The following is a 23,767-nucleotide window of genomic DNA, read 5'->3' as shown; positions in this document are numbered from 1 at the left end:
TAAAAACAAAAGAACAGGTTAATACCAAATATTAACTTGAATAAAAAAATTGGTTTGATTAAATATAAAAACTTATTCAGCTTCTTATCAAAAAATATATTTTAGTTAAGAAACAGCCTTTTTGATAGTTATTTTATAATCCCTAAATGAATAATACGTCCACCTGATTGATTTACGGGGTTTACACTCTTTCCTACTACAACACCTCTTTCTGGAGCGTAATATTTCTTAATTCTATTACCAAACACATCTCGTAGTGTAGCAATATGATCTCCTTCTTCTACAATATCTCGTAAATCTACATGTACTGTGAGCAACCCTCCTTCTTGTGTGTATAACCAATAGGATTTTTTACAAACTATTGTATTTCTCTTAGAGGTTTCATATTCATCATCCGTAACTCCTAAATATGCCAATACATTATGTACTCCTGCTACTCCACTTTTAATTATTTTCTTTTGAAAACTATTTGGGTTACCCACTTCGATAGTAATAGATGGGATTCCTAACTCTTCTGCAGCTCCTCTTAAAGTACCATCTGATGGTGGTGTATGTACTATAATTTCAGCATCTTGTAATAAGGCTAATTTTTTGGTGACTTTATTGTTCATATCACTTCTAATGTAAAATGAATTCACTCTACCAAAACTAGCTGTATGTAGGTCTAACAAATAATCAAACTTCTTTACTACCAAATTCAAAAAACGATTGGCATATACTTCACTGGTATTTCCATTATCTTTTCCTGGCATAATTCTGTTAATATCAACTCCATCGCTAAAAACTCTTGTCCCTCGAACAAACGAAGGTACATTCACCACAGGAATTCCTACAATTGTTCCTTTTAAATTTTCTGTATCTAAATCTTTAAATAATCGCTGGATAACTGATATTCCGTTTAATTCATTTCCATGAACCGCAGCTGTAAGTCCCAATACAATACCATCTTCTTTTCCTCTAGCTACCATGACAGGAATACACGTGGGAATTCCCATTGCGTTAGAAGTAACCTTTAACCAATAATTTTTAATAGAATTTTTAGATGTTTGATTCACATCAAACTCGGTAATATATTCAATCTGGTGTCCCATACTCATACTTTTAATATAATTCGTTTAACAGCGTACTATCGTTGTTTAATGAAGTAAATAGTTTCTTTTTAAACTTTTTATTCGAGTTTATTAAACTAATACACATTTTGTCGATAGCAATGGTAGAAAGTACAGTTTGTATAAAAGTTTCTATTAAATCGTCTATACCTAAACCTAGTTTATTATAATCTCTTCTGTCCATAATTAACAAACGATTAGTGTCTGAAGTCCATTCATTTTCACCTAACTTAACTGATAAGTTAGTTCCTAACATTTGCCAAGAATCTTTACTACTTTCTAAGTCGTTTTCCAACGGTAGCAATGCCCTTCTCGAGTACATACACAATGGTTTTATTCCATCTTTTGTACTACTAATCATCATACGAATGTCTGACACAAACGTTTCTCCTTTAGCATTTGGCATTGTACCAACATGATAATATTTGCCTTTTGTGCTTACTGAGCTCCAATTGTAATTCCCTATTAAACTTTGTACAATAAATCGTTCATATTCGATATCTAACTTCATAAACTCTTCTAGTTCTTGTTCGTTAACAATCGTAAAAACTCCTTGTCCTGCATTACTATAAGGTATTTTTATAACTGCTTGCCCTCCCATTTTTTTTACCCACAGCGGAATTTCATTCTTGCTAACATCCCAAATAGTATCTGGAATATTTATTTTCATTCCATATTCTTCTAATTCTGTGTTGTAAATATCATATGCTTTGGCAGCTACCATTTTATTTCTTCCTCCAGCCAAACAAGTAATAATAGGGTTTAAAATCTTTGTTTTACTATTAATTGGGAATCTATTCCATGGTTTTTGAGTTACATATCTAAAAATACCTCGTAACGGAATCCATTCTTCTTCTTGTTTTAGATAAAAAATTTCATTTTCTATTTTTATATGATCGTTATCTTTATTTGAATAATAAGGTACAAGAAAAACATCTTCTTTAAAAACATCAGCTATAACAGCTGCATAACCTGATGTTTCCATATAATTTTTATCATAAAATACCGCTAATCTACCATCTTTAACAAGTTTTCGCTTTTTCTCTAAGATAGGTTTAAACGTTCTTTCAATTAACAAGCGATATACTCCGTCTTCTTTATTATCATCTAACAAAGGCATTGATTTTTGACCTGATGGGCATGAGTTATTCTCTATAATAACCATATTTTTATCTCCATCTGCCGATGTTGAGTTAATCAAATCTGCTCCTCCCCATAAAAAGTACTTACATTCATACGATAAAATTTCTCTAAGTTTTTCTGCATTTACTTTTGGATGTAAGTGACAATACCTAGCAATAATTCGTTCTTTATCAAGGTTTAAAAAAAAGTTTACCATTGGATGAATTGTAGCATTCAGCACCTTAGGATACCAATGGTTCTCGTTATTAAATGTATTAGGTTTTATAAGTTCTGTTATTTTCATTCTTTTTTATTTTTGTTTTTAAAAATAGCTAAAAACGATTTTTTTATTTTTTAAATATACCAACTATTTTAAATATTAAGTATTATAAAAAGTAAGATTCTACATTCATAAATAATTTAGTAATTTCGACCCTCTAAATTACTTTCATGAAAGTTTGTATCGCCGAAAAACCTAGTGTAGCCCGTGAGATTGCTAATATCTTAGGAGCCAGTACCAAACGAGATGGATATTTCGAAGGGAACGGCTATGCAGTTACGTATACATTTGGTCATTTATGCACACTTTTAGAGCCTAAAGACTACAAACCGCACTGGAAAAGCTGGGATTTAAATAACCTACCGATGCTTCCTGAGCGTTTTGAAACGAAAGTTACTAATGATAGTGGTATTCAGAAACAGTTCAAAATTGTTAAGTCTTTATTTGAAAAAGCCGATGTGGTTATCAACTGCGGGGATGCTGGACAAGAAGGAGAACTTATTCAGCGATGGGTTATCAATCAAGCAAATTACAAAGGTAAAATTCAACGGTTATGGATTTCTTCTCTAACGGAAGAAGCAATTAAAGAAGGATTTGAAAACCTAAAAGACAACGACGATTATAATAATTTATATTACGCGGGATTTTCTCGTGCTATTGGTGATTGGCTATTAGGTTTAAATGCTACTCGTTTGTACACTGTAAAATTTGGCGGTTACAAACAAGTGTTATCTATTGGTAGGGTACAAACTCCTACCCTAGCTATGTTGGTAGATCGTTATAAAGAAATTCAAAACTTTAAACCTGAACCTTATTGGGAGCTACAAACGCAATACCGTGAAACTTTATTTAGTTGTGAAGAAGGTCGCTTTTTAAAGAAAGAAGACGGACAAGCTTTTGCCGACAAGGTAAAAGAAAGTGATTTTGAAATAACCTCGGTTACTAAGAAAAAAGGAAAAGAATACGCACCTAAACTTTTTGACTTAACAGGTTTACAGGTATACTGCAACAACAAATTTGGGTTTTCAGCAGATGAAACCTTAAAAATTGTTCAGAAATTATACGAAATGAAAGTAGTTACATACCCTAGAGTGGATACTACTTTTTTACCGAATGATATTTATCCTAAGGTTCCAAATATTTTAAAAGGACTAAAACAATATGCTTCGTTAACACAACCTTTATTAGGAAAAAAAATACGTAAATCAAGTAAAGTTTTTAACGATAAAAAGGTTACCGATCACCATGCTATTATTCCTACAGGAGTAGAAATCAATCTGCAATACAACCAACAACAGGTATATGATATTATTGTAAAACGATTTATTGCCGTGTTTTATCCTGATAGCGATATTTCAAAAACCGAAGTTAAAGGTGAAGCTGATAAAGTGCCTTTTAGAACTTCAGGAAAAGAAATACTTACCAAAGGTTGGCGAGCTGTTTTTGAATATGGAAACGATTCTAAAAAAACAGAAGAGAAAGATGTGCTTCCAACTTTTGAAAAAGGAGAAAAAGGTCCGCACGAACCTTCTTTTTTAGAAAAAGAAACCAAACCACCTCGTAATTATACCGAAGCGAGCTTGTTACGTGCCATGGAAACTGCTGGGAAGCAAGTAGATGATGATGAAATGCGTGAATTGATGAAAGAAAATGGTATTGGACGACCATCCACACGTGCGAGTATTATTGAAACGTTATTTAGAAGAAAATATATTGAACGCCAAAAAAAGTTAATTATTCCTACCCAAACTGGTATTGATTTAATTGATTTAATTGACAATGAACTTTTAAAGTCTGCTGAATTAACAGGGCTCTGGGAAAAACGTTTGAAAGAAATTGAACGTGGTGAATACCATGCTGCTACGTTTATCAATCAAATGAAAAAAATGGTAGACGATTTGGTCTATGAAGTTCGTTCGAGTTCTAAAACCAAACGAATTTCTTACGAAGCTCAAAAAACAAAACAACCGCCAAAAAAAACAGCTTCTAAAAAGAAAACCGTTGTTGGTAAAGAATGTCCAAAATGTAAAAAAGGTCAATTATTAAAAGGAAGTGCTGCTTATGGCTGTTCTGCTTATAAAAATGGTTGTGATTTTACACTGGCTTTTGAATTTATGGACAAAAAAATATCCGAAAACCAACTAGTTCGTTTACTTGATAAAGGATGTACAACCAATTTAAAAGGCTTCAAACAAAAAGGTGAAAAAGTTGAAGGTTTGGTTCGTTTTGATGATAACTTCAATTTAAAATTTGAACCAAAAAAAGGAATTACTACAAAAGAAGAGATTACTTCGTCACAAACTCCTCGTAATGACAGTGAAAAAATAACCTGCCCTAAATGTAACAAAGGAACCGTTTTAAAAGGGAAATCTGCCTACGGGTGCTCTGAATACAAAAATGGTTGTGATTTTGTGTTTACTTTTGAAAACATCAAAAAAATGGCTAACGGACAACCGTTAACCAAAGAACTAGTACTTGAAATATTAAGTTCTAATAGCTAATTTTAATTAAATTAGTTACAACCAATTCCATAATGGCTTGTTCTAGCTCCTGCCCTCTTTCTAGCCCCATCTTTTTAAAAATACAATGACGAGAAGCTTGAATAGATTCAATGGTTACGTTTCTTATTTTTATTACTTTAAGTCCGTACCAATTGTAAATCCGAACTATCTGGTTAATATTTTATCTTTTCTCATTTGTTTTCTTTTTTTCTATAAACATGATATAAATAAACCATAATGTTAAAATAGCTCCAAGTATTAAAAAGCATAAATCTCGATACATCAAATACTTTTGGAGTTTTAAATTTAATGGTTTTGAGTCTTTAGTTGTATATAAATCATCTGCATTAGGATTGTGCCATATGTAAATGGAGTCTTGTTTACTATTTAAGAAGTGTTTGTAATATTCATTTTGGGCTCCTTCATCAACTTCAACACTCGATTTATAATCAAAATAATAGATTTCTTTAATATTTTCATCATTTACGCCTCCATTCATCGCAAACTGGTCAATTGAATCTACTTTTACCTTTATTTTTCTATAATCCTTTATATATTTTGCTCTTTTTTGATATAGTTTAAAACGTATAAAAGTAAAAGGAGAACTTATTAATAAAATAAAAAAAACAATAAACAAAATTTTTCTAACCCACATATTTTAAAACTTTCTTTTGCTATCAGATTTGTTTCGGAATTCCATAATGATGATACATGATAATTTACAATGTGAACCTGAAACAAGTTCAGGTTGATGTTTTACACAAATTACTGCTTATTAAACTCTTTGTAGTAATGCTCTATCAGTTTCTCTGGATTTTTAACCGTGTTTTTAATCCATTCAAAATACAACTCTTTTTTCTCTGCTTCCGATAATTTCCAATCAATTGGTAACTTCTTCATACGAGTAGTAACATCTTGTAAAATAATTGCTGCTGCTACCGAAATGTTCAAACTTTCAGTAAAACCTACCATAGGAATTTTTAAAAAGCCGTCGGCTTCTTTCTTTATGTAATCAGAAATCCCTTCTTTTTCAGTTCCAAAAACAAACGCAGTTTTTTTGGTTACATCAAAATCGGACAAAACACAAGAATCCGTGTGCGGTGTAGTTCCTATAATCTGGTATCCTTTTTTTCTTAAATCATCTAAACATGCTTTGGTATTATCACCATCTTCTTTAAAACGCTGTATATTCAACCATTTCTGACTTCCTTTAGCTACATGTCTTGATACTTTATTCGTAACCTTATTTTCAATGGCATATACATCTTGTACACCAAAAATATCGCAACTTCTCACCACCGCACTGGCATTGTGTGGTTGGTAAATATCTTCTAACACTACCGTAAAATGACGTGTGCGTTCATTTAAAACCTTATAAAAGGTTTCTTTTCTTTTCTCGGTAATGTAGCCTTCTAAATAGGCTAATAATCCTTCATCAATCATACAACAAACATAGTAATTTTTCCTATTTTTAAGCGCAGAGCGATAGCCCTGTATTTATTTTCTTAAACTTGCAACAAAATTTATATTTATGAAAAAACGATTGGTTGTATTAACAGGTGCTGGTATTAGTGCTGAAAGCGGTATTAAAACTTTTAGAGATGCTGATGGCTTATGGGAAGGTCATGATATTTATGAAGTAGCTTCACCTGAAGGGTTTCATGCTAATCCTGAGTTAGTGTTAGATTTTTATAACCAGCGTAGAAGGCAACTTTTAGAAGTTTCTCCTAATAAAGCACATCATAATCTAGTTTCTTTAGAAAAGAATTTTGAAGTTGATATTATTACGCAAAACGTAGATGATTTACACGAACGGGCAGGTAGTTCTAATGTGATTCACTTACACGGTGAACTATTAAAAGTACGTAGTACCCAAAATGAAAACTTAGTATATCCTTGGAAAAAGGATATTGCTTTAGGAGATGTTTGTGAAGAAGAAGCTCAATTACGCCCACATATTGTTTGGTTTGGTGAAGATGTTCCATTATTGGAAAAAGCTGCTGAAATTACTTTACAAGCTGATATTTTGGTAATTATAGGGACTTCTATGCAAGTATACCCTGCTGCTAGTTTGGTTAATTATGTACAGCATAACACACCAATTTATTTTATAGATCCTAAACCTGCTGTAAATAAAAACGCCTTCAATAACTTAACTATTATTGAAGACGTTGCTAGTTCTGGTACTGATAAGTTAATTACAATACTTAATAAGGCTTTATGAGTTTGATGTTAAGCGATCAAAATACTCGTACAGTTCTCCTTTAGAAATAGTACTTCCTTTCTCAATTAAGTCAAAAATTTCAACATTTCTTTCTTCTTGATATGCTTTTGAGCCTCTTAAAAACTCAATTGCTTCATCATTTGGATTTTTTAATAGCCATTCAAATCCTTCTTGCTCTAAAACATTAATCTCTTTATCAATTTTTATCACAATGCGATGCATTTCTTTTTCTTCGCATTTAAATAGGTTTACTAAATTTGGAGAAAAATGTTCTAAGTACTCTGTTTTGGTTAATACATCATCCCAAACAACATCGCTAAATACATTCATTTCATCTTCTGCCACATGTGGTTTCTCTTTTTTTAATTCATCCCATTCTTTTTTATCAATGTTTTGTGATGCTAAAAAACGTGCGAACTCTTCGTGTAATCCTTCAAACTGCTCCTTTGTAAGTTGTCTATATTTCAAAAATTCAAATTTTAATAATTAACTAACCCTAACTTTTATTCATTTTCTTTACTTAGGGCGATTATATTGTTTTGCATCATCCCTCTATGAGGGTTTCATGGGGCAATTTTAATAATAAATTAGGATTAGGGCAATTTTGCTTGTAAAAATCCAACGTCTTTTTTGAAGACACTCCTGGATAATCTCCATAATAATCTTCAATATCTATTATTAACTGAAAGTGTAAATGCGGAGCATAATCTCCATTTACAGAACTATCTCCTAAAGTTCCAATTTTCTCTCCTTGTTTAACTTTTTTACCAACTGATATATCTTCTAAAGATTCTAAGGATAAATGACCATACAATGAATAAAATTCATTTCCTTCTATTGAATGTTTGATTATAATTGTTGGTCCATAATCTCCATAGTTTACATTGTTTTTAAAACTATGAATTTCTCCATCTAATACTGCTAAAATATCTGTACCTGCATCACACCACAAATCAATTCCCAAATGAATATTTCGTTGATTTTCTTCTGATAATTTATTAAAATGTTCACTTCTATTATAAATATCTCTTACTTCTAAATATCCTCCAAAAGCAACTGTTTTTTTATGTTTAAAAAAGTAGTTTTCTAAATATGCTTCCCATTCTTTTGATGAAGAAACGTCAAAAGTTAACTCTTTGTTAGATGCAGCTATTGAAATTGTAATGTACTCATTAAAAGATATGTTAGCATTAATTACATGCAATGGTTTTTGAGATATATTCTTAAAAAAATCTGTCATAAATAGTTTTATATATAAAAAAGAGTAATCAAAGATAATTGATTACTCTTACATATGTAAATTACACAAATTATTCTATCGTGTTACAGTTCCGCTAATTTCTCTAACAGGCCCTGCTTCCATATCAAATGTTACATGATCTTCTGCATCTGCTGGTACTCCATGTGCTAAAGGTTTTAATGTAAATGGAGCTGGACTGTTATCTGGATAGGGTTCAACAGAAATAACAGCTGTTGTTCCTCTTAAATCTGTTGGAAAAATAAATCCATCTGGAGCATTTTGTATAAAATCTTCTCCCGGGTATCCTGGTCCATTATTTTCATTACCTTTAAATGGTGTTGTTGTTGCATTATCATCTGCCATTGCTACATCTGTAAAAGTTCCTGTACTAATTGGCGTACCATTAATAACTACCCAACCTTCATATTTCCAGCCCTCAGGTAAAGTTGGTAAAGAAAGTCCTGTTGCAGGACTCCCTCCTGTTAAGTCTAAAAACCAAATACCACTTCTTTCATTATTCATCATTCCATCAGTTGGGGTAGCTAAAATGTATTTACCTGTTGAAGTTGAAAAGTCTCCTACAATTCCTGTAGATGATATTCCTGCTGAATTTCCTGAAAAATCTCCTGCTAGCACTTTAGTATTTGCTGGTGCTGGATCTGGGTCGTTTGCTGGTTCAATGGTTAAAACAAATGTAGTTGCTGCTGATAGCATGTCAGAATCAACTACAAAAGAGCTTTCAGACAATTCTCCTGAATCATTTACATTAAAAGTTCCTGTTGATACAGGAGCTCCTCCTACAATTATCCAACCTTCATACACATAATCAGTTCCTAAATTCTCTAGACCATTAACATTTAAACTTAAGTTTGATGTTTTTGGTGTATTATCGTCAGCATCATTACAGGCAACAAAAGTTAACGCACTTACTGCTGCTATTGTTAAAAGTATTTTTTTCATTGTTTTTGTAATTTTGAGTTTATACAAAAACAAAGTTACTTGCAGTTTTTCTAATAAAATGTTAGCTAGCTTACACTTACGCTATTTTTTTAAGTAGTCGTATCTCCTTTCTATTAAAATTAATAATTTTTTCTTCTTTTAACTCGTTCATTAAGGTGTTTAAAGTTGGCCTTGAAGTACCTATAAGTGTTGCTATATCTTTTTGTGTATATGGGTGTTCTATTACTTGATCTCCAGTTTTTTCACATTCATGTCCATATTCTTCACACAACTCTTTAAAAAACTCTAATAAGCGAGTACGTGTGTCTTTAAATAATAATAACTGAAGCCTTCTTTCTAACTTTTTTATTCTCAAACCAATAAATTTATAAATCTTAAAACTTACAGGTATATTATCTCTCATCAAAGAATACATAGTTTCTCGTGATACTGGACAAATTTCTGTTGTATTATCTATAGATTGAGCAAATTCATTTCGTTTTTCAATACCCAAAATAGCTTTTTCTCCAAATATTTCTCCTTTGGTTAAAATAGCCTTAATTACTTCTTCTCCTTCTTCTGTATAATAACCTAGTTTAACCTTTCCTTTATCTATTAAATAAATTTTATTTGCGACATCTTCTTCAAAATAGATATAGTCTTTCTTTTTATAAAGACTTAAAGTATGTGTTTCTTTATAGGCAGGATATTTATGTGGGCATAATATTTTAAATAAGTTAACATCTTCAAAATACCAAAGTGCACTCATAGTTTTTACTTTTAAATTTTAAGTCGAAAAAGCTAAAAATACATTACAAAAAAAGCTCTGGAGTTTTCCAGAGCTTTTTTTACCTCTATTTTGCGAGTAGCTTTTTAAGCGTTTTGCTTTTTTATTAAGTTTAAAGCTGAACCTTCTTTAAACCACTCTATTTGCCCTTTATTATATGTATGGTTTGTAATAATAATATCTTTTGAACCGTCTGCATGAACAACTTCTATTGTTAATGGTTTGTCTGGAGCAAACTCGTTTAAATCTAAAAAGTTGAACGTGTCATCTTCTTGAATTAAATCATAGTCATTTTCATTGTCAAATGTTAACCCTAACATTCCTTGTTTTTTTAGATTTGTTTCATGAATACGAGCAAAAGACTTTACTAAAACTGCTACTACACCTAAATGACGAGGCTCCATAGCTGCATGCTCACGAGAAGATCCTTCTCCATAATTATGATCACCTACAACTATAGTTGGAATTCCTTTCGCTTTATACGCTCTTTGTGTTTTTGGTACTGCATCATATTCACCTGTTAACTGACTTTTTACAAAGTTAGTTTGCTTATTAAAGGCATTTACAGCCCCTATTAAACAGTTATTAGAAATGTTATCTAAATGACCACGATAACGTAACCATGGTCCTGCCATAGAAATATGATCTGTAGTACATTTACCGTGAGCTTTAATTAATAATTTAGCTCCTTTTATTTCATCTCCAATTGGTGTAAATGGAGTTAACAATTCTAATCGTTCAGAATTTGGATCTACTACAACTTCAACATCACTACCATCTTCTTCTGGAGCTAAATATCCATTATCGTCAACTTCAAATCCTTTTGGTGGTAATTCCCAACCTGTAGGTTCGTCTAACATCACTTCTTCTCCATCTTCATTAATTAACTTATCTGTTAATGGATTAAAATCTAAACGACCTGCAATAGCAATGGCTGCGGTTAATTCTGGAGAAGCAACAAAGGCATGTGTATTTGGATTACCATCGGCGCGCTTTGCAAAGTTTCTATTAAATGAGTGTACTATTGAATTTTTAGGAGCATTCTTCGGGTCTTCATAACGTCCCCACTGACCAATACATGGTCCGCACGCGTTAGTAAATATTTTTGCATCTAAGTTTTCAAAAACTTGTAAGATACCATCTCTTTCAGCAGTATAACGTACTTGCTCAGACCCTGGGTTTATACCAAACTCTGCTTTTGTTTTCAATCCTTTATCTATTGCTTGTTGTGCAATAGAAGCCGCACGCGATAGATCTTCATAAGAAGAGTTTGTACAAGAACCTATCAATCCCCATTCTACCTGCAATGGCCAATCGTTTGCTTGAGCTTTCTCCGTCATTTCCTTTCCTACTGGAGTAGATAAATCTGGCGTAAAAGGTCCGTTTAATAAAGGGCCTAATTCTGATAGATTAATTTCAATTACCTGGTCAAAATATTGTTCAGGGTTTGCATATACTTCAGCATCTGCCGTTAAGTATTCTTTTATTTCATTTGCTGCATCTGCTACATCACTTCTATCTGTTGCTCGTAAATAACGCTCCATAGATTCATCGTAACCAAAAGTAGAGGTTGTTGCTCCAATTTCTGCCCCCATATTACAAATAGTTCCTTTTCCTGTACACGACATTGCTGTTGCACCAGGTCCAAAATACTCTACAATAGCACCTGTTCCTCCTTTAACTGTTAAAATTTCTGCAACTTTTAAAATAACATCTTTTGGTGCTGTCCATCCAGATAATTTACCTGTTAACTTCACACCTATCAACTTAGGAAACTTTAATTCCCAAGGCATTCCTGCCATAACATCTACAGCATCTGCACCTCCAACACCAATAGCTACCATTCCTAAACCTCCTGCATTTACCGTATGAGAATCTGTACCAATCATCATTCCTCCCGGAAAAGCATAGTTTTCCAAGACTACTTGGTGAATAATACCCGCTCCTGGCTTCCAAAAACCAATTCCATATTTATTAGAAACTGACTCTAAAAAATTAAAAACTTCATTTGAGTTATTTAATGCTGTTTGCAAATCTGTTGAAGCACCTACTTTTGCCTGAATTAAATGATCGCAATGCACCGTTGTTGGTACAGCTACTTTATCTTTTCCTGCTTGCATAAACTGTAACAATGCCATTTGTGCTGTTGCATCTTGACAAGCGATACGATCTGGAGCAAAATCAACATAATCCTTTCCTCTTTCGAAAGCTTTCGTTGGTGTTCCATCCCATAGATGTGTGTATAAAATTTTCTCTGCTAATGTTAAGGGTTTTCCAGTAATTTTTCTTGCAGTATCTACTCGTTCTACTACTTTACTGTATACCTCTTTTATCATTTCTATATCAAAAGCCATATTTATTAATTTTTGTTATCCTACGAATTTACCAAAAAAAAATAGTATAGAAATGAAGCTACTATATAATTATAATGAGTTTAAATAGTTATTATCTATAATAGATTTTCTAATTTTATATGTAGTTAACAGTATAAAAAAAGCTCAAGTATTATACTTGAGCTTTTAGTTACTTTATTTAATAAATAAATTATACTACTAACTGCTTTTGAGATGGCTTAAACTTAGTTAAAACAATACCATCAACTGCTTTTTCGTACTCTTCCATAGTTGGAGTTCTTCCTAAGATAGTAGACAAAACAACAACTGGTGTTGAAGATAATAGTGATTCTCCTTTTTTCTCTCCTGAATCTTTTACAACTCTTCCTTGGAATAAACGTGTAGATGTTGCCATTACCGTATCTCCTGGTTCTGCTTTTTCTTGGTTACCCATACATAAGTTACAACCTGGGCGCTCTAAATATAGCATGTTTTCATACTTTGTACGTGCTAAGCCTTTTGGAGCATTATCATCAAATTCAAAACCTGAGTACTTCTGTAACACTTCCCAATCGCCCTCTGCTTTTAATTCATCAACAATGTTATAGGTTGGAGGTGCTACTACTAACGGAGCGTTAAATTTTACTTCTCCTTGTTGAGATTCAATATTTTTTAACATTTGAGCTAAAATTTTCATATCTCCTTTGTGTACCATACAAGATCCTACGAAACCTAAATCTACTTTTTTAGTTCCTCCATAAAAAGATAATGGACGAATAGTATCATGTGTGTAACGTTTAGAAACATCTTCATTATTTACATCAGGGTCTGCAATCATTGGTTCAGCAATTTCATCTAAATCAATAACTACTTCTGCGTAATAATTCGCATCAGCATCTGGTTTTAAAGCTGGTTTTGTACCAGTTTTAAGCTCTTGAATTCTGTTATTGGCTTTATCAACTAAACCTTGTAACATTTGCTTTTCGTTATCCATACCTTTATCAATCATGATTTGGATACGATCTCTTGCAATTTCTAAAGATTCAATTAACGTTTCTTCTTCTGAAATACAGATAGAAGCTTTTGCCTTCATCTCAGCAGTCCAGTCTGTAAATGTAAAGGCTTGATCTGAAGTTAAGGTACCAATGTGTACCTCAATAACACGCCCTTGGAATACGTTTTCGCCATCAAATTGCTTTAACATTTGTTGTTGCGTTGCATGTACCACGTCACGGAAATCCATGAAGCTTCTCATATTTCCTTTGAAGGTTACTTTAACTGACTCTGGAATTGGCATAGTTGCCTCTCCTGTTGCTAAAGCCAATGCTACTGTACCTGAATCGGCACCAAAAGCAACTCCTTTAGACATACGAGTGTGAGAATCTCCACCAATAATAATATCCCAATCATCAACAGTAATATCATTTAATACTTTATGAATTACGTCTGTCATTGCATGATATTGACCTTTTGGATCACGCCCAGTAATTAAACCGAAGTCGTTCATGAATTTCATTAAACGAGGAATATTCGCTTTTGACTTATCATCCCAAACAGAAGCTGTGTGACACCCCGATTGGTAACCAGCATCTACAATTGGTGAAATTACCGTAGCTGCCATCATCTCTAATTCTTGAGACGTCATTAAACCTGTGGTGTCTTGAGACCCTACAATGTTTACTTCTACACGAACGTTAGAACCTGCATGTAATGTCTTACCTGGTGTAGTTCCAACAGCATTTTTATTGAAAATTTTCTCAACAGCTGTTAAACCTTGGTTTTCAATAGAGATTTCTTTTGATGCTGCATATACTTGAGGAATATCAATACCTAAAGCTTTACAGGCAAAAGTTTGTAATTTTTTACCGAAAACTACAGCATAAGATCCTCCAGCCTTAATAAACTCCATCTTTTGAGGAGTTAAAGCAGTAGAAATATCTTTTAACTCTTGATCTCCGTTATATAATTTTTTCTCTTTTGTATTGATTGTTAAAACAGTTCCAGTTTTAACAGAATACATCTCTTTTAAAATTGGTTCTCCATCTTTATCTACAACTGTATTACCGTTTTCATCTTTTTGTTTTACCCAGTTTTTTAAATCGATTCCAATTCCTCCGGTTACTCCAACTGTGGTTAAGAAAATAGGTGCTATACCATTAGTACCGGCAATTACTGGCGCAATATTGATAAATGGTACGTATGGAGAAGAAGGAACACCTGTCCATAATGCCACATTATTTACTCCAGACATACGAGAAGATCCAACTCCCATAGTTCCTTTCTCAGCAATTAACATTACACGCTTATCTGGGTGTTGTTCTTTTAATGCTAATAATTGCTGTTGCATTTCTTTATCATGCTCAAAAATAGATTGTCCGTGTAACTCACGATCAGATCTAGAGTGAGCGTCTGCTCCAGGAGATAATAAATCGGTAGAAATATCACCTACACCTGCAACAAAAGTTACTACTTTTATTTCTTCTTCTACTTCTGGTAACTTAGTAAAGAATTCTGCCTTAGCATAGCTTTCTATTAATTCTTTAGCTATTACATTGCCATCTTTATATGCTTTTTCTAATCTTTCTGTATCTGCTTCATATAAGAAAACTTGAGTTTTTAATACTTTCGCTGCTTCAACGGCAATATCAGCATTATTTCCAAGTGCTAAATCTAATAACACTTCAACAGATGGACCACCTTTCATGTGTCCTAATTGTTCAAAAGCAAAAGCAGGAGTTATCTCTTCTACTACAGATTCACCTAGAATAATTTCTTTTAAAAAGTTTGCTTTTACGCCTGCAGCACTTGTTGTACCCGGTAAAACATTATAGATAAAGAAATTAAGAGAGTCTTTTCTGTGAGGATTGTTTACATCTTTAATTTGTGAGATGATTTCAGTTAACAATTCACTTCCATCGATAGGTTTAGGGTGAAGACCTTGACCTTTTCTTACTTCAATCTCCTTTAGGTAATCTGAGTATGTGTTCATAAAAAGTTTTGTTTTTAAATATTTAGAAGGAAATAGTAAAAGTTATTACGTATTAAAACCGTTCTTTTACAGCTTTATCCTGTTAATTTTTGCTTAGCAAAAGTAATATTTTAACCTCAATTTTAAAAATAAACAACAAAACAGTCAAAAAAGCAAATTAATTTAATTAGAAAGACCTATTTTTAAAAATATATCAAAAAAACAAGTATAAAAACACGTAATAATTATCAAATTGATAATTCACTATTTTTAAGTGTATTAAAAAAAATGCTATAATGATTCTAAATAGGAAAAAAAGCAGACCCATAAGCTGGATTCTGTCCCTTAAAAAATAAGGTTCTTATCATTTATCTAGTTCTGAAATTACTCTCAGAATCAATCTGCCTACCCCTTAGAATCGCGCGAGTAGCGCTCAAGCTCTAATGTACATGGCATTGCACCGCATAGAGTTTACCTGGTTTCACTACAGCATTACCTGTACATTCTTTCTGTTGCACTTGTCCTCGGTTTACACCGGACGGATGTTATCCGCTATGCTACTCTATGGTGTCCAGACTTTCCTACTTATATTCATATAAGTCGATAAGATAGGTCTGCTATTATATTGTTATTATCAAATAAAAGTTCACACCTCTATTCATAAAAAAACCCACTCAAAAGAATTGAGTGGGAAAATTGCTATGAAAAAGAAAAAGTGTCTAGAACGTCTCCTAGACACTGCAAATATATAACTGTTTTTCGTTTAAAAAAAATTTTATTTAAAAAAATTATCTTTTTTATGATTTTTTTAAGAAAACATGTCTTTAACCTTTTCAAAGAAAGATTTGTCTGATTTCTGAGGGTTTGGGCTAAAGTTCTCATCTTCTTGCATTTCCTCAAAAAACTTACGTTGATCTTTCGTTAGTTCTTGCGGAGTCCATACATTTATATGAATTAAGAAATCTCCATTACCATAACGCTCAATACTTGGTAATCCTTTTCCTTTTAAACGTAAAATCTTACCTGATTGCGTTCCTGGTTCTATCTTAATCTTTACTTTTCCTGTAACAGTTTCTATTTCTTTTGATACTCCTAAAACTGCTTCTGAAAAATTAATATATAAATCGTAGTGAATATTACTACCTTCACGCTTTAAATTTTCGTGTGGTACTTCTTCAATTAACACTAATAAATCTCCTGGAATTGAGTTTTTACCTGGAGCTTCATTTCCTTTACCTCCTACTTTTAATTGTACACCTTCTGTAACACCCTCTGGAATATTGATAGAAACGGTTTCTTCTTTTACTACCATTCCTTGTGCATCTGCTCCACTTGGTTTTTTATCTAGCATCTCTCCTGCTCCATGACAGGTACTACAAGTAGTAGCTGTTTGCATTCTACCTAAAATAGTATTGGTAACACGCATTTGTTGTCCGCTACCATTACATGTTGAACATGTTTTATAGGTTACTCCGTCTGCTTGAACTTTTCTACGAACTTTTACCTTCTTTTCTACACCTTTGGCAATTTCTTCTAGTGTTAACTTTACACGGATACGTAAGTTACTACCTTTAACTCGTGCTTGACGGTGACCTCCACCACCAAAACCACCGAAACCTCCTCCGAATGCTCCTCCGAAAATATCTCCAAATTGGCTAAATATATCATCCATATTCATACCTCCACCACCGAAGCCTCCATGACCTCCTTCAAAAGCAGCATGACCGTACTGATCGTAACGAGCTTTTTTGTTGTCGTCACTTAACACCTCATAAGCTTCTGCGGCTAGTTTGAATTTTTCTTCAGCTTCTTTATCATCAGGGTTTTTATCTGGATGGTATTTAATAGCCATCTTACGATATGCCTTTTTAATTTCAGCTTTTGATGCTGATTTTGATAATCCTAATATTTCGTAATAATCTTGTTTTGCCATAACTTTCAATGTTCAACTATTAGTAAGTAAGTATCGTTAGTGACCAATAGTTGTATTAATGATGATTGTTTTACGCTTGCCCCATTACTACTTTAGGGTGACGAATAATTTTATCTCCTAGCTTATATCCTTTCTCCACACAATCTATAATTTTTCCTTTTAATTCATCTGAAGGTGCTGGTATTTGTGTTATTGCATCATGAACTTCTGCATCAAAATCATCTCCTGGTTTTACTTCTATTTCAGTTAACCCTTTTTGAGTTAAGGTGTTTTTAAACTTATTATTAATAAGTTCCATACCTTTTAATAACTCAGAGTCTTCTGTTTTTTTAATTTCTGCCAAACCTCTATCAAAATCATCCATAATTGGCAGTAAAGCTGTCATTAATTCTTGACTTGCAGTTTTAAAAAGTTCAATACGTTCTTTTGAAGTACGTTTTTTATAGTTTTCAAACTCTGCAAATAAACGCAAATATTTATCTTTCTCTGCTTGAATTAATTCTTCTGCCGTTGGCTCTTCTTTAGCTTCAACCTCTTTATTTTCTTGAGTTTCTTCTTGATTCTCTCCTAAGTCGCCATTTTTAATAGCGTCGTTAATTTCGTCTTCTTTTGTATATTGATCTTTACTCATTGTAAATCGTTTCATGTATTTAACACTTTTTGATTAACAATAATATTGCCAATAAAAGAAATGTGTCATAATGACATTGCAACATAACTTCTCAAAGAAAACCATAGTATAAAGTTCAAAAAAAAATATATTTATATTTTGTTCAAAGATTTCAAAACTATATATTTAAGAAATTTTTATTAATTAATTTATAACATAAAAAGTCCCTCATTATGAAACAGAATTTTTTAAACATTTCAGGAGTTACCGTTCTTTCAAAGAACCAACAAAAGAACTTAACAGGTGGTGCTGCTATTGATCTTAATAAATGTGGATGTGACTGCTCAGGAAGCGTTACAGGTCCTATTTATTGTCATCAATATTTTGCTTGTACACAAGAGTACACTTGTAGTGAAGAAATGTAGAGAAATAAAAAAGCTGTTATTTTAAAAATAACAGCTTTTTACTTCATTATAAATTTATACCTTTATAAAGGTTTAACTAATTTAGCCTTTGTAGGTATAACAAATTCTGCTTCTTCAATAAACTTTATGTTTGATAACTTAACCTCTCCTATCTCTTCTTCATATCCGTTTTTTAATGACCACATATGAAAAGTCCAATTAGTTGCAAAAGGAATTGAATTAACTAATTCGATATTGTTATACTTAATAGCATGCGGTTCTTTTTCTGCTTTTTCCTTTCCTTTACCAAAAGTAACAATATACGCCGCTCCTTCTAAAAAGTTTGTACTAGGATTTTTATAAATTACATACCAGTCGTCTGGTGCATCACCTGTTCCAGAAGCAAAGGTTAGTTTACCTGTATCAAAGTTTTTAGTTCCCCATTTATTTTCTTCAAAATTAGACCAAATAGTTCCATCGTCGTTTAGTTTATAAGGTAACCCTAAAAAATAAGACCATGTAAAAATATCAAACCTTGCTGCTGCTAAATCTTTCTCTTTTATTCCAACTGAATACACTTCTTTTCCGTCAAAAAGTATTATTTCTCCATTATTTTTCTCTATCTTTATTTTACCTCCACCTGGTTCTTGTGTTATTGTTCCTGTTAAGCGATTTTTTCCACCAAAAGTTATGTCTATATCATACTTTAAATACTTTTGATTCATAAAAGCTTTTTTATGATGCGCTTTTTCTATTGAAGGCGTAAAGTCTTTCTCTTGAGCTACAAAAATTATTGTTTGTAATAGTAAAATAACAAGTGTTATTCTTTTTTTCATAATGATTCATTTAAGTTAAAGCGGCTTAGTCGAAACAAGTTTCTTTTAATTACACTGTGCTTTAATTTTTTTCGCCATAAAAAAATCCCAAGTCAATTGATTTGGGATTTATATTTATTTCTTTTTACTTTTTTACTAGCTATCAATTCGTTCAATCTTTGCTCCGATAGATTTTAAACGTGCTTCGATATCTTCGTAACCTCTATCTATCTGTTCAATATTATTAATAATACTTGTCCCTTTTGCTGAAAGTGCTGCTATTAATAATGAGATACCTGCACGGATATCTGGAGAGGTCATTTTTGTTGCCTTCAACTGCGATTTAAAGTCATGACCTATTACTGTAGCTCTGTGAGGATCACACAATATTACTTTTGCTCCCATATCAATTAGCTTATCTACAAAGAACAAACGACTCTCAAACATTTTTTGATGAATTAGTACGGTTCCTTTTGCTTGTGTGGCAACTACCAATACAATACTCAATAAATCTGGTGTAAACCCAGGCCATGGTGCATCTGCTACAGTTAATACTGACCCGTCAATATAACTTTGAATTTCGTAGCTTTCTTGCTCTGGTATGTAAATATCGTCTCCCTTTCTTTCTAATTGAATTCCAAGTTTTCTAAATACATTTGGAATTTGTCCTAAATCATCCCAACTTACATCCTTAATTGTCAATTCCGAACGTGTCATAGCAGCCATACCTATCCAACTACCAATCTCAATCATATCTGGCAATATAGTATGTTCACAGCCTTTTAGAGTTTCCACTCCTTCAATAGTGAGTAAATTAGATCCTACTCCAGTAATTTTTGCTCCCATTGAGTTCAGCATTTTTGACAATTGCTGAATGTAAGGCTCACAAGCTGCGTTATATATTGTTGTGGTTCCTTTGGCTAATACTGCAGCCATAATAATATTTGCTGTACCAGTTACCGAAGCTTCATCTAGCAACATCTCTGCTCCTACTAATCCTGTTTCTGTTTCTACACCATAGAAATATTCTTCACGATTATAACGAAATTTTGCTCCTAAATTGATGAATCCTTCAAAGTGGGTATCTAGACGACGACGCCCAATTTTATCGCCTCCTGGTCGAGGAATATATCCTTTTCCAAAGCGAGCCAATAACGGGCCAACAATCATAATAGACCCTCTTAAAGAACTTCCATCTCTTTTAAATTCTGGTGACTCTAGATATTTTAAATTGATATCGTCTGCTTGAAAACTATATGAGTTTTTAGATAATTTTTCTATTTTAACTCCTAATTCTCCTAAAATAAAAATCAGTTTATTAACATCAATAATATCAGGAACATTATTTATAATTACTTTTTCTGACGTTAACAACACCGCACATATTACCTGTAATGCTTCATTTTTTGCTCCTTGTGGTGTTATTGTTCCTTTTAATTTGTGACCTCCTTCTATTTTAAATGATGCCATTTACTTTTTTCTGTATTTAGTATTTGTTTTTCCTTTTGATTTGTGCTGTCCTTGTCCGCTACGTTTTCTTAACAGGCTTTTGCTATCTGTTAAGTCCTCATCAATGTCTCGAATATCTATTTTTCCTTCAGACAACTCATATAAATGATCGAAAATAACACTGTCTTCAACTGTGTCTTTGTTCCAGTTTAAATAGCATTTTTTCATATGATTAGCAATGGTGAATACCAAAGCTTCTTTCATATCTCCCTCTTCCCATGTTAAAGCAACATCAATCATGGTTTGAATATTTGTACCATAAAAACGATACTTTGATGCTGATTTTGGATATGGCAATCGCTCAGGAGATTCTTGTAACTCTTCCTTTGAAGGTGTTTCGTAAGGAGAATCAACATCTAACTGAAAATCTGCCATTATATGTAACTGATCCCAAAGTTTATGCTTAAAATCAGGCACATCGCGTAAGTGAGGCTGTAAATTACCCATTACATCAATAATAGCTTTAGCCATTGTATTTCGTTCTTCTTTATCTTCTAAAGCAATACAATGATTCACTAGCTTTTGTATATGCCTCCCATATTCTGGGATAATTAATTTGGATCTTTTCGAATTGTATTCTAAATCAAACGTCATTTCTCTATATTTTATCTATGCAAAATAGGTAATTATTATGAATTAACTACCCGATTACTTTCAATTTTGCAAATTGTAACAATAATTTCTTTTTACCTACGGTACTAAACTCTATTTCTGCTTTTTTATTGGGTCCTTTCCCTTCTAAAGCTACTACTTTTCCAGTACCAAAACGGTTATGCTCTACTACGTTTCCTACTGTGATTTCTCCATCAAACAAATTCATTTTCGGACTCATTTCTGAAACCTTTTTCATTTTACTTTTTGGAGGAACCATATTTGGTTTTTCCTTCTTTGCTAAGAATTCTTTTCTTTTCTTTTGAATTGGTTTTTGAAAACGTATTTTTTTGGGTGAATCGTCTTCAAATAAACTAGCATCTATAAACCTATTTGCTGACGGTTCAGGTACTTTTGGCGTTAAGTACTCTAAATACTGATCATCAATTTCTTCTAAAAACCTACTTGGTTCACCATCAGTTAATTTTCCCCAACGATAACGTGTTTGTGCATAGGTTAAATAAGCTCCTTTTTCAGCTCTTGTTAACGCTACATAAAACAAACGACGTTCTTCTTCTAATTCACTGCGAGTATTCATACTCATTGCTGAAGGGAATAAACTTTCTTCTAAACCTACAATGTACACGTAAGGAAACTCTAATCCTTTTGACAAGTGAATCGTCATTAGTGAAACTCTAGGTTCTTCATCTTGCTTATCAGAATCAAAATCAGTAGCTAGTGCGACGTCTTCTAAAAATGAAGTTAACGATGCGTCTTCTCCTGTTTCAATTTTATCGGTAATAAAATCTTTTATTCCGTTTAAAAGTTCTTGAACATTTTCAACTTTATTAACTCCTTCTGGAGTTCCATCTTTTTGTAAATCTTTGACTAATTGGGTTTGTTTAACTACCAAATCAGCAATTTCAAAAGCATTTTTTGTTTGTGCTTCAATTTGAAAACGTTGAATCATGTTTACAAAATTCTGCAACTTTGTTTTGGTTCCAGAGTTTATATTAATATCTACTGTACTGATATTTTTTAAAATATCAAACATCGATTTTTTGTAATGATTCGCTGCAATTGTTAATTTATCTAACGTTGTAGCTCCAATCCCCCTTGCTGGGTAGTTAATAATACGTTTTAATGCTTCCTCATCATTCGGATTGATTAAAATTCGTAAATACGATAGTAAATCTTTAATTTCTTTACGTTGGTAGAATGAAATACCTCCGTAAATTTTATATTTAATATCTTTTTTACGCAATGCATCTTCTATAGCTCTTGATTGTGCGTTGGTACGATATAAAATTGCAAATTGATCACTTGTTAACTGATGATTCATTTGGTTTTCCCAAATAGATTGAGCTACGAAACGTCCTTCTTCTCCATCAGAAATTGTACGCATTACCTTCACACTATCTCCTGCATCGTTAGCTGTCCAAATTTCTTTATCTAGCTTCGTTTTATTCTTATCAATAACACTATTCGCAGCGCGTACGATGTTACTTGTTGAACGGTAATTTTGTTCTAACTTAAATGTTTTTACATCTGGGTAATCCTTCTGGAAGTTCAAGATATTTTGAATATTCGCTCCACGGAATCCATAAATACTTTGCGAATCATCTCCTACCACACAAATATTCTGAAAACGATCAGCCAACGCACGTACAATTAAATATTGCGAATGGTTAGTATCTTGGTACTCATCTACCAAAATATATCGGAAACGATCTTGATACTTTGCCAACACATCTGGAAAACGTGCTAATAATTCATTGGTACGCAATAATAAATCGTCAAAATCCATCGCTCCTGACTTAAAACATCTATCTACATATTCTTTATAGATATCACCTGTTCTCGGTCTACTCGCTTCTAAATCGGCTTGTTGTAAATCAGAGTTATTAAAATACGCTCTAACCGTAATTAAGCTGTTTTTAAAAGACGATATTCTGCTTAAAATTTGTTTTGGCTTGTATCGATCTTTATCTAAATTCATTTCTTTGATAATCGCCGTTATCAATCGAACTGAATCTTGTGTATCGTAAATGGTGAAGTTTGACGGATAGCCTAATCGATCAGCCTCTGAACGTAAGATACGTGCAAAAACTGAGTGAAATGTTCCCATCCAAAGGTTTTTAGCTTCGCTATACCCCACTACTTTACCAATACGATCTTTCATTTCACGGGCAGCCTTGTTGGTAAATGTTAACGATAAAATGTTAAAAGCATCTACTCCTTGCTCCATTAAATAAGCAATTTTATAAGTCAGCACTCTCGTTTTACCCGATCCTGCTCCTGCTATAATTATCATTGGGCCGTCTTTTTGTAAAACAGCTGCTCTCTGTGGTTCGTTAAGTTGCTCTAAATAAGTATTCAATGGAAATTAAATTGAAAGTATT

19 protein-coding genes and 1 other RNA gene are annotated in these 23,767 nt (G+C 32.6%); 3 read left to right on the top strand and 17 right to left on the bottom strand.

The genetic code is table 11. The annotated features are described in order from the left end of the window. Positions 1 to 128: 128 nt before the first annotated feature. Both ACXIHB_RS01370 and ACXIHB_RS01365 read right to left on the bottom strand, forming a co-directional pair. A complete protein-coding gene (locus ACXIHB_RS01370) occupies positions 129 to 1,091 on the bottom strand; it encodes a succinylglutamate desuccinylase/aspartoacylase family protein (protein ID WP_462098709.1) in 963 nt (320 codons plus the stop codon). Between the two features lie 10 nt (positions 1,092 to 1,101). Beyond that, entirely contained in the window at positions 1,102 to 2,535 is a 1,434-nt protein-coding gene (locus ACXIHB_RS01365) for a hypothetical protein (protein ID WP_462098708.1), read from the bottom strand. 146 nt (positions 2,536 to 2,681) lie between these two features. On the opposite strand from ACXIHB_RS01365, the gene ACXIHB_RS01360 reads away from it, so the two are divergent. After that, on the top strand, positions 2,682 to 5,012 hold the full coding sequence (locus ACXIHB_RS01360; RefSeq protein ID WP_462098707.1) for a type IA DNA topoisomerase: 2,331 nt from the start codon (positions 2,682 to 2,684) through the stop codon (positions 5,010 to 5,012). 181 nt (positions 5,013 to 5,193) lie between these two features. Here ACXIHB_RS01360 and ACXIHB_RS01355 read toward each other — a convergent pair whose 3' ends face one another. After that, entirely contained in the window at positions 5,194 to 5,667 is a 474-nt protein-coding gene (locus ACXIHB_RS01355) for a hypothetical protein (protein WP_462098706.1), read from the bottom strand. Positions 5,668 to 5,777: 110 nt separating this feature from the next. Further along, positions 5,778 to 6,455: a TrmH family RNA methyltransferase gene (locus ACXIHB_RS01350; RefSeq protein WP_462098705.1), complete on the bottom strand. Its 678-nt coding sequence runs from the start codon at positions 6,453 to 6,455 to the stop codon at positions 5,778 to 5,780. 88 nt (positions 6,456 to 6,543) lie between these two features. On the opposite strand from ACXIHB_RS01350, the gene ACXIHB_RS01345 reads away from it, so the two are divergent. Further along, a complete protein-coding gene (locus ACXIHB_RS01345; protein ID WP_462098704.1) occupies positions 6,544 to 7,236 on the top strand; it encodes an SIR2 family NAD-dependent protein deacylase in 693 nt (230 codons plus the stop codon). On the opposite strand, the gene ACXIHB_RS01340 is transcribed toward ACXIHB_RS01345, so the two are convergent. The 9 genes from ACXIHB_RS01340 to ACXIHB_RS01300 all read right to left on the bottom strand — a co-directional run bounded on the left by ACXIHB_RS01340 (position 7,231) and on the right by ACXIHB_RS01300 (position 18,082). Beyond that, positions 7,231 to 7,704 (bottom strand): DUF6495 family protein, encoded by a 474-nt coding sequence (locus ACXIHB_RS01340; protein ID WP_159494869.1) that lies wholly within the window; start codon positions 7,702 to 7,704, stop codon positions 7,231 to 7,233. The genes ACXIHB_RS01345 and ACXIHB_RS01340 overlap by 6 nt on opposite strands. Positions 7,705 to 7,780: 76 nt before the next feature. After that, positions 7,781 to 8,476, bottom strand: a complete 696-nt coding sequence (locus tag ACXIHB_RS01335; protein ID WP_462098703.1) for a peptidoglycan DD-metalloendopeptidase family protein — start codon at positions 8,474 to 8,476, stop codon at positions 7,781 to 7,783. Between the two features lie 75 nt (positions 8,477 to 8,551). Next, positions 8,552 to 9,436, bottom strand: a complete 885-nt coding sequence (locus tag ACXIHB_RS01330) for an anti-sigma factor (protein WP_462098702.1) — start codon at positions 9,434 to 9,436, stop codon at positions 8,552 to 8,554. Between the two features lie 76 nt (positions 9,437 to 9,512). Further along, the gene (locus tag ACXIHB_RS01325) at positions 9,513 to 10,184 is read right to left on the bottom strand and encodes a Crp/Fnr family transcriptional regulator (RefSeq protein ID WP_047790590.1); all 672 of its coding nucleotides are present in this window, start codon (positions 10,182 to 10,184) and stop codon (positions 9,513 to 9,515) included. Between the two features lie 104 nt (positions 10,185 to 10,288). After that, positions 10,289 to 12,556 carry an aconitate hydratase gene (locus ACXIHB_RS01320; RefSeq protein WP_159494872.1) on the bottom strand — a complete coding sequence of 756 codons (2,268 nt, stop codon included), beginning with the start codon at positions 12,554 to 12,556 and terminating at the stop codon, positions 10,289 to 10,291. Between the two features lie 190 nt (positions 12,557 to 12,746). Beyond that, entirely contained in the window at positions 12,747 to 15,524 is a 2,778-nt protein-coding gene (locus ACXIHB_RS01315) for a bifunctional aconitate hydratase 2/2-methylisocitrate dehydratase (RefSeq protein ID WP_047790588.1), read from the bottom strand. A gap of 290 nt (positions 15,525 to 15,814) precedes the next feature. After that, an RNA gene (gene rnpB, locus ACXIHB_RS01310) (RNase P RNA component class A) lies at positions 15,815 to 16,124 on the bottom strand. A 187-nt stretch (positions 16,125 to 16,311) separates the two neighbouring features. Continuing rightward, positions 16,312 to 17,436, bottom strand: coding sequence for a molecular chaperone DnaJ (dnaJ, locus tag ACXIHB_RS01305; RefSeq protein WP_073183511.1), 1,125 nt, complete (start codon positions 17,434 to 17,436; stop codon positions 16,312 to 16,314). A 70-nt stretch (positions 17,437 to 17,506) separates the two neighbouring features. Continuing rightward, positions 17,507 to 18,082 carry a nucleotide exchange factor GrpE gene (locus ACXIHB_RS01300; RefSeq protein ID WP_231128407.1) on the bottom strand — a complete coding sequence of 192 codons (576 nt, stop codon included), beginning with the start codon at positions 18,080 to 18,082 and terminating at the stop codon, positions 17,507 to 17,509. 197 nt (positions 18,083 to 18,279) lie between these two features. Between ACXIHB_RS01300 and ACXIHB_RS01295 the strand changes: the two genes are divergently transcribed. Then, positions 18,280 to 18,471, top strand: coding sequence for a hypothetical protein (locus ACXIHB_RS01295; RefSeq protein WP_047790585.1), 192 nt, complete (start codon positions 18,280 to 18,282; stop codon positions 18,469 to 18,471). Between the two features lie 62 nt (positions 18,472 to 18,533). On the opposite strand, the gene ACXIHB_RS01290 is transcribed toward ACXIHB_RS01295, so the two are convergent. The 4 genes from ACXIHB_RS01290 to ACXIHB_RS01275 all read right to left on the bottom strand — a co-directional run bounded on the left by ACXIHB_RS01290 (position 18,534) and on the right by ACXIHB_RS01275 (position 23,745). After that, complete coding sequence (locus tag ACXIHB_RS01290) at positions 18,534 to 19,286, bottom strand: DUF6503 family protein (RefSeq protein ID WP_462098701.1); 753 nt, start codon at positions 19,284 to 19,286, stop codon at positions 18,534 to 18,536. 135 nt (positions 19,287 to 19,421) lie between these two features. After that, a complete protein-coding gene (gene murA / locus ACXIHB_RS01285; RefSeq protein WP_047789037.1) occupies positions 19,422 to 20,735 on the bottom strand; it encodes a UDP-N-acetylglucosamine 1-carboxyvinyltransferase in 1,314 nt (437 codons plus the stop codon). Then, a complete protein-coding gene (locus ACXIHB_RS01280) occupies positions 20,736 to 21,368 on the bottom strand; it encodes a DUF4290 domain-containing protein (protein WP_073183666.1) in 633 nt (210 codons plus the stop codon). A gap of 46 nt (positions 21,369 to 21,414) precedes the next feature. After that, a complete protein-coding gene (locus ACXIHB_RS01275; protein ID WP_462098700.1) occupies positions 21,415 to 23,745 on the bottom strand; it encodes an ATP-dependent helicase in 2,331 nt (776 codons plus the stop codon). Positions 23,746 to 23,767: the final 22 nt, after the last annotated feature.

Source organism: Tenacibaculum sp. IMCC1, from assembly GCF_054906355.1.
The sequence above is the reverse complement of the archived record's forward strand: the minus strand, read 5'-3'. Positions and strand labels throughout refer to the sequence as shown.

Excerpts from the sequence above, each read along its gene's own strand:
- ACXIHB_RS01370 (WP_462098709.1), bottom strand. The coding sequence starts at position 1,091 with ATGGGACACCAGATTGAATATATTACCGAGTTTGATGTGAATCAAACA.
- ACXIHB_RS01365 (WP_462098708.1), bottom strand. The coding sequence starts at position 2,535 with ATGAAAATAACAGAACTTATAAAACCTAATACATTTAATAACGAGAAC.
- ACXIHB_RS01360 (WP_462098707.1), top strand. The coding sequence starts at position 2,682 with ATGAAAGTTTGTATCGCCGAAAAACCTAGTGTAGCCCGTGAGATTGCT.
- ACXIHB_RS01355 (WP_462098706.1), bottom strand. The coding sequence starts at position 5,667 with ATGTGGGTTAGAAAAATTTTGTTTATTGTTTTTTTTATTTTATTAATA.
- ACXIHB_RS01350 (WP_462098705.1), bottom strand. The coding sequence starts at position 6,455 with ATGATTGATGAAGGATTATTAGCCTATTTAGAAGGCTACATTACCGAG.
- ACXIHB_RS01345 (WP_462098704.1), top strand. The coding sequence starts at position 6,544 with ATGAAAAAACGATTGGTTGTATTAACAGGTGCTGGTATTAGTGCTGAA.
- ACXIHB_RS01335 (WP_462098703.1), bottom strand. The coding sequence starts at position 8,476 with ATGACAGATTTTTTTAAGAATATATCTCAAAAACCATTGCATGTAATT.
- ACXIHB_RS01330 (WP_462098702.1), bottom strand. The coding sequence starts at position 9,436 with ATGAAAAAAATACTTTTAACAATAGCAGCAGTAAGTGCGTTAACTTTT.
- ACXIHB_RS01325 (WP_047790590.1), bottom strand. The coding sequence starts at position 10,184 with ATGAGTGCACTTTGGTATTTTGAAGATGTTAACTTATTTAAAATATTA.
- ACXIHB_RS01320 (WP_159494872.1), bottom strand. The coding sequence starts at position 12,556 with ATGGCTTTTGATATAGAAATGATAAAAGAGGTATACAGTAAAGTAGTA.
- ACXIHB_RS01315 (WP_047790588.1), bottom strand. The coding sequence starts at position 15,524 with ATGAACACATACTCAGATTACCTAAAGGAGATTGAAGTAAGAAAAGGT.
- dnaJ (WP_073183511.1), bottom strand. The coding sequence starts at position 17,436 with ATGGCAAAACAAGATTATTACGAAATATTAGGATTATCAAAATCAGCA.
- ACXIHB_RS01300 (WP_231128407.1), bottom strand. The coding sequence starts at position 18,082 with ATGAAACGATTTACAATGAGTAAAGATCAATATACAAAAGAAGACGAA.
- ACXIHB_RS01295 (WP_047790585.1), top strand. The coding sequence starts at position 18,280 with ATGAAACAGAATTTTTTAAACATTTCAGGAGTTACCGTTCTTTCAAAG.
- ACXIHB_RS01290 (WP_462098701.1), bottom strand. The coding sequence starts at position 19,286 with ATGAAAAAAAGAATAACACTTGTTATTTTACTATTACAAACAATAATT.
- murA (WP_047789037.1), bottom strand. The coding sequence starts at position 20,735 with ATGGCATCATTTAAAATAGAAGGAGGTCACAAATTAAAAGGAACAATA.
- ACXIHB_RS01280 (WP_073183666.1), bottom strand. The coding sequence starts at position 21,368 with ATGACGTTTGATTTAGAATACAATTCGAAAAGATCCAAATTAATTATC.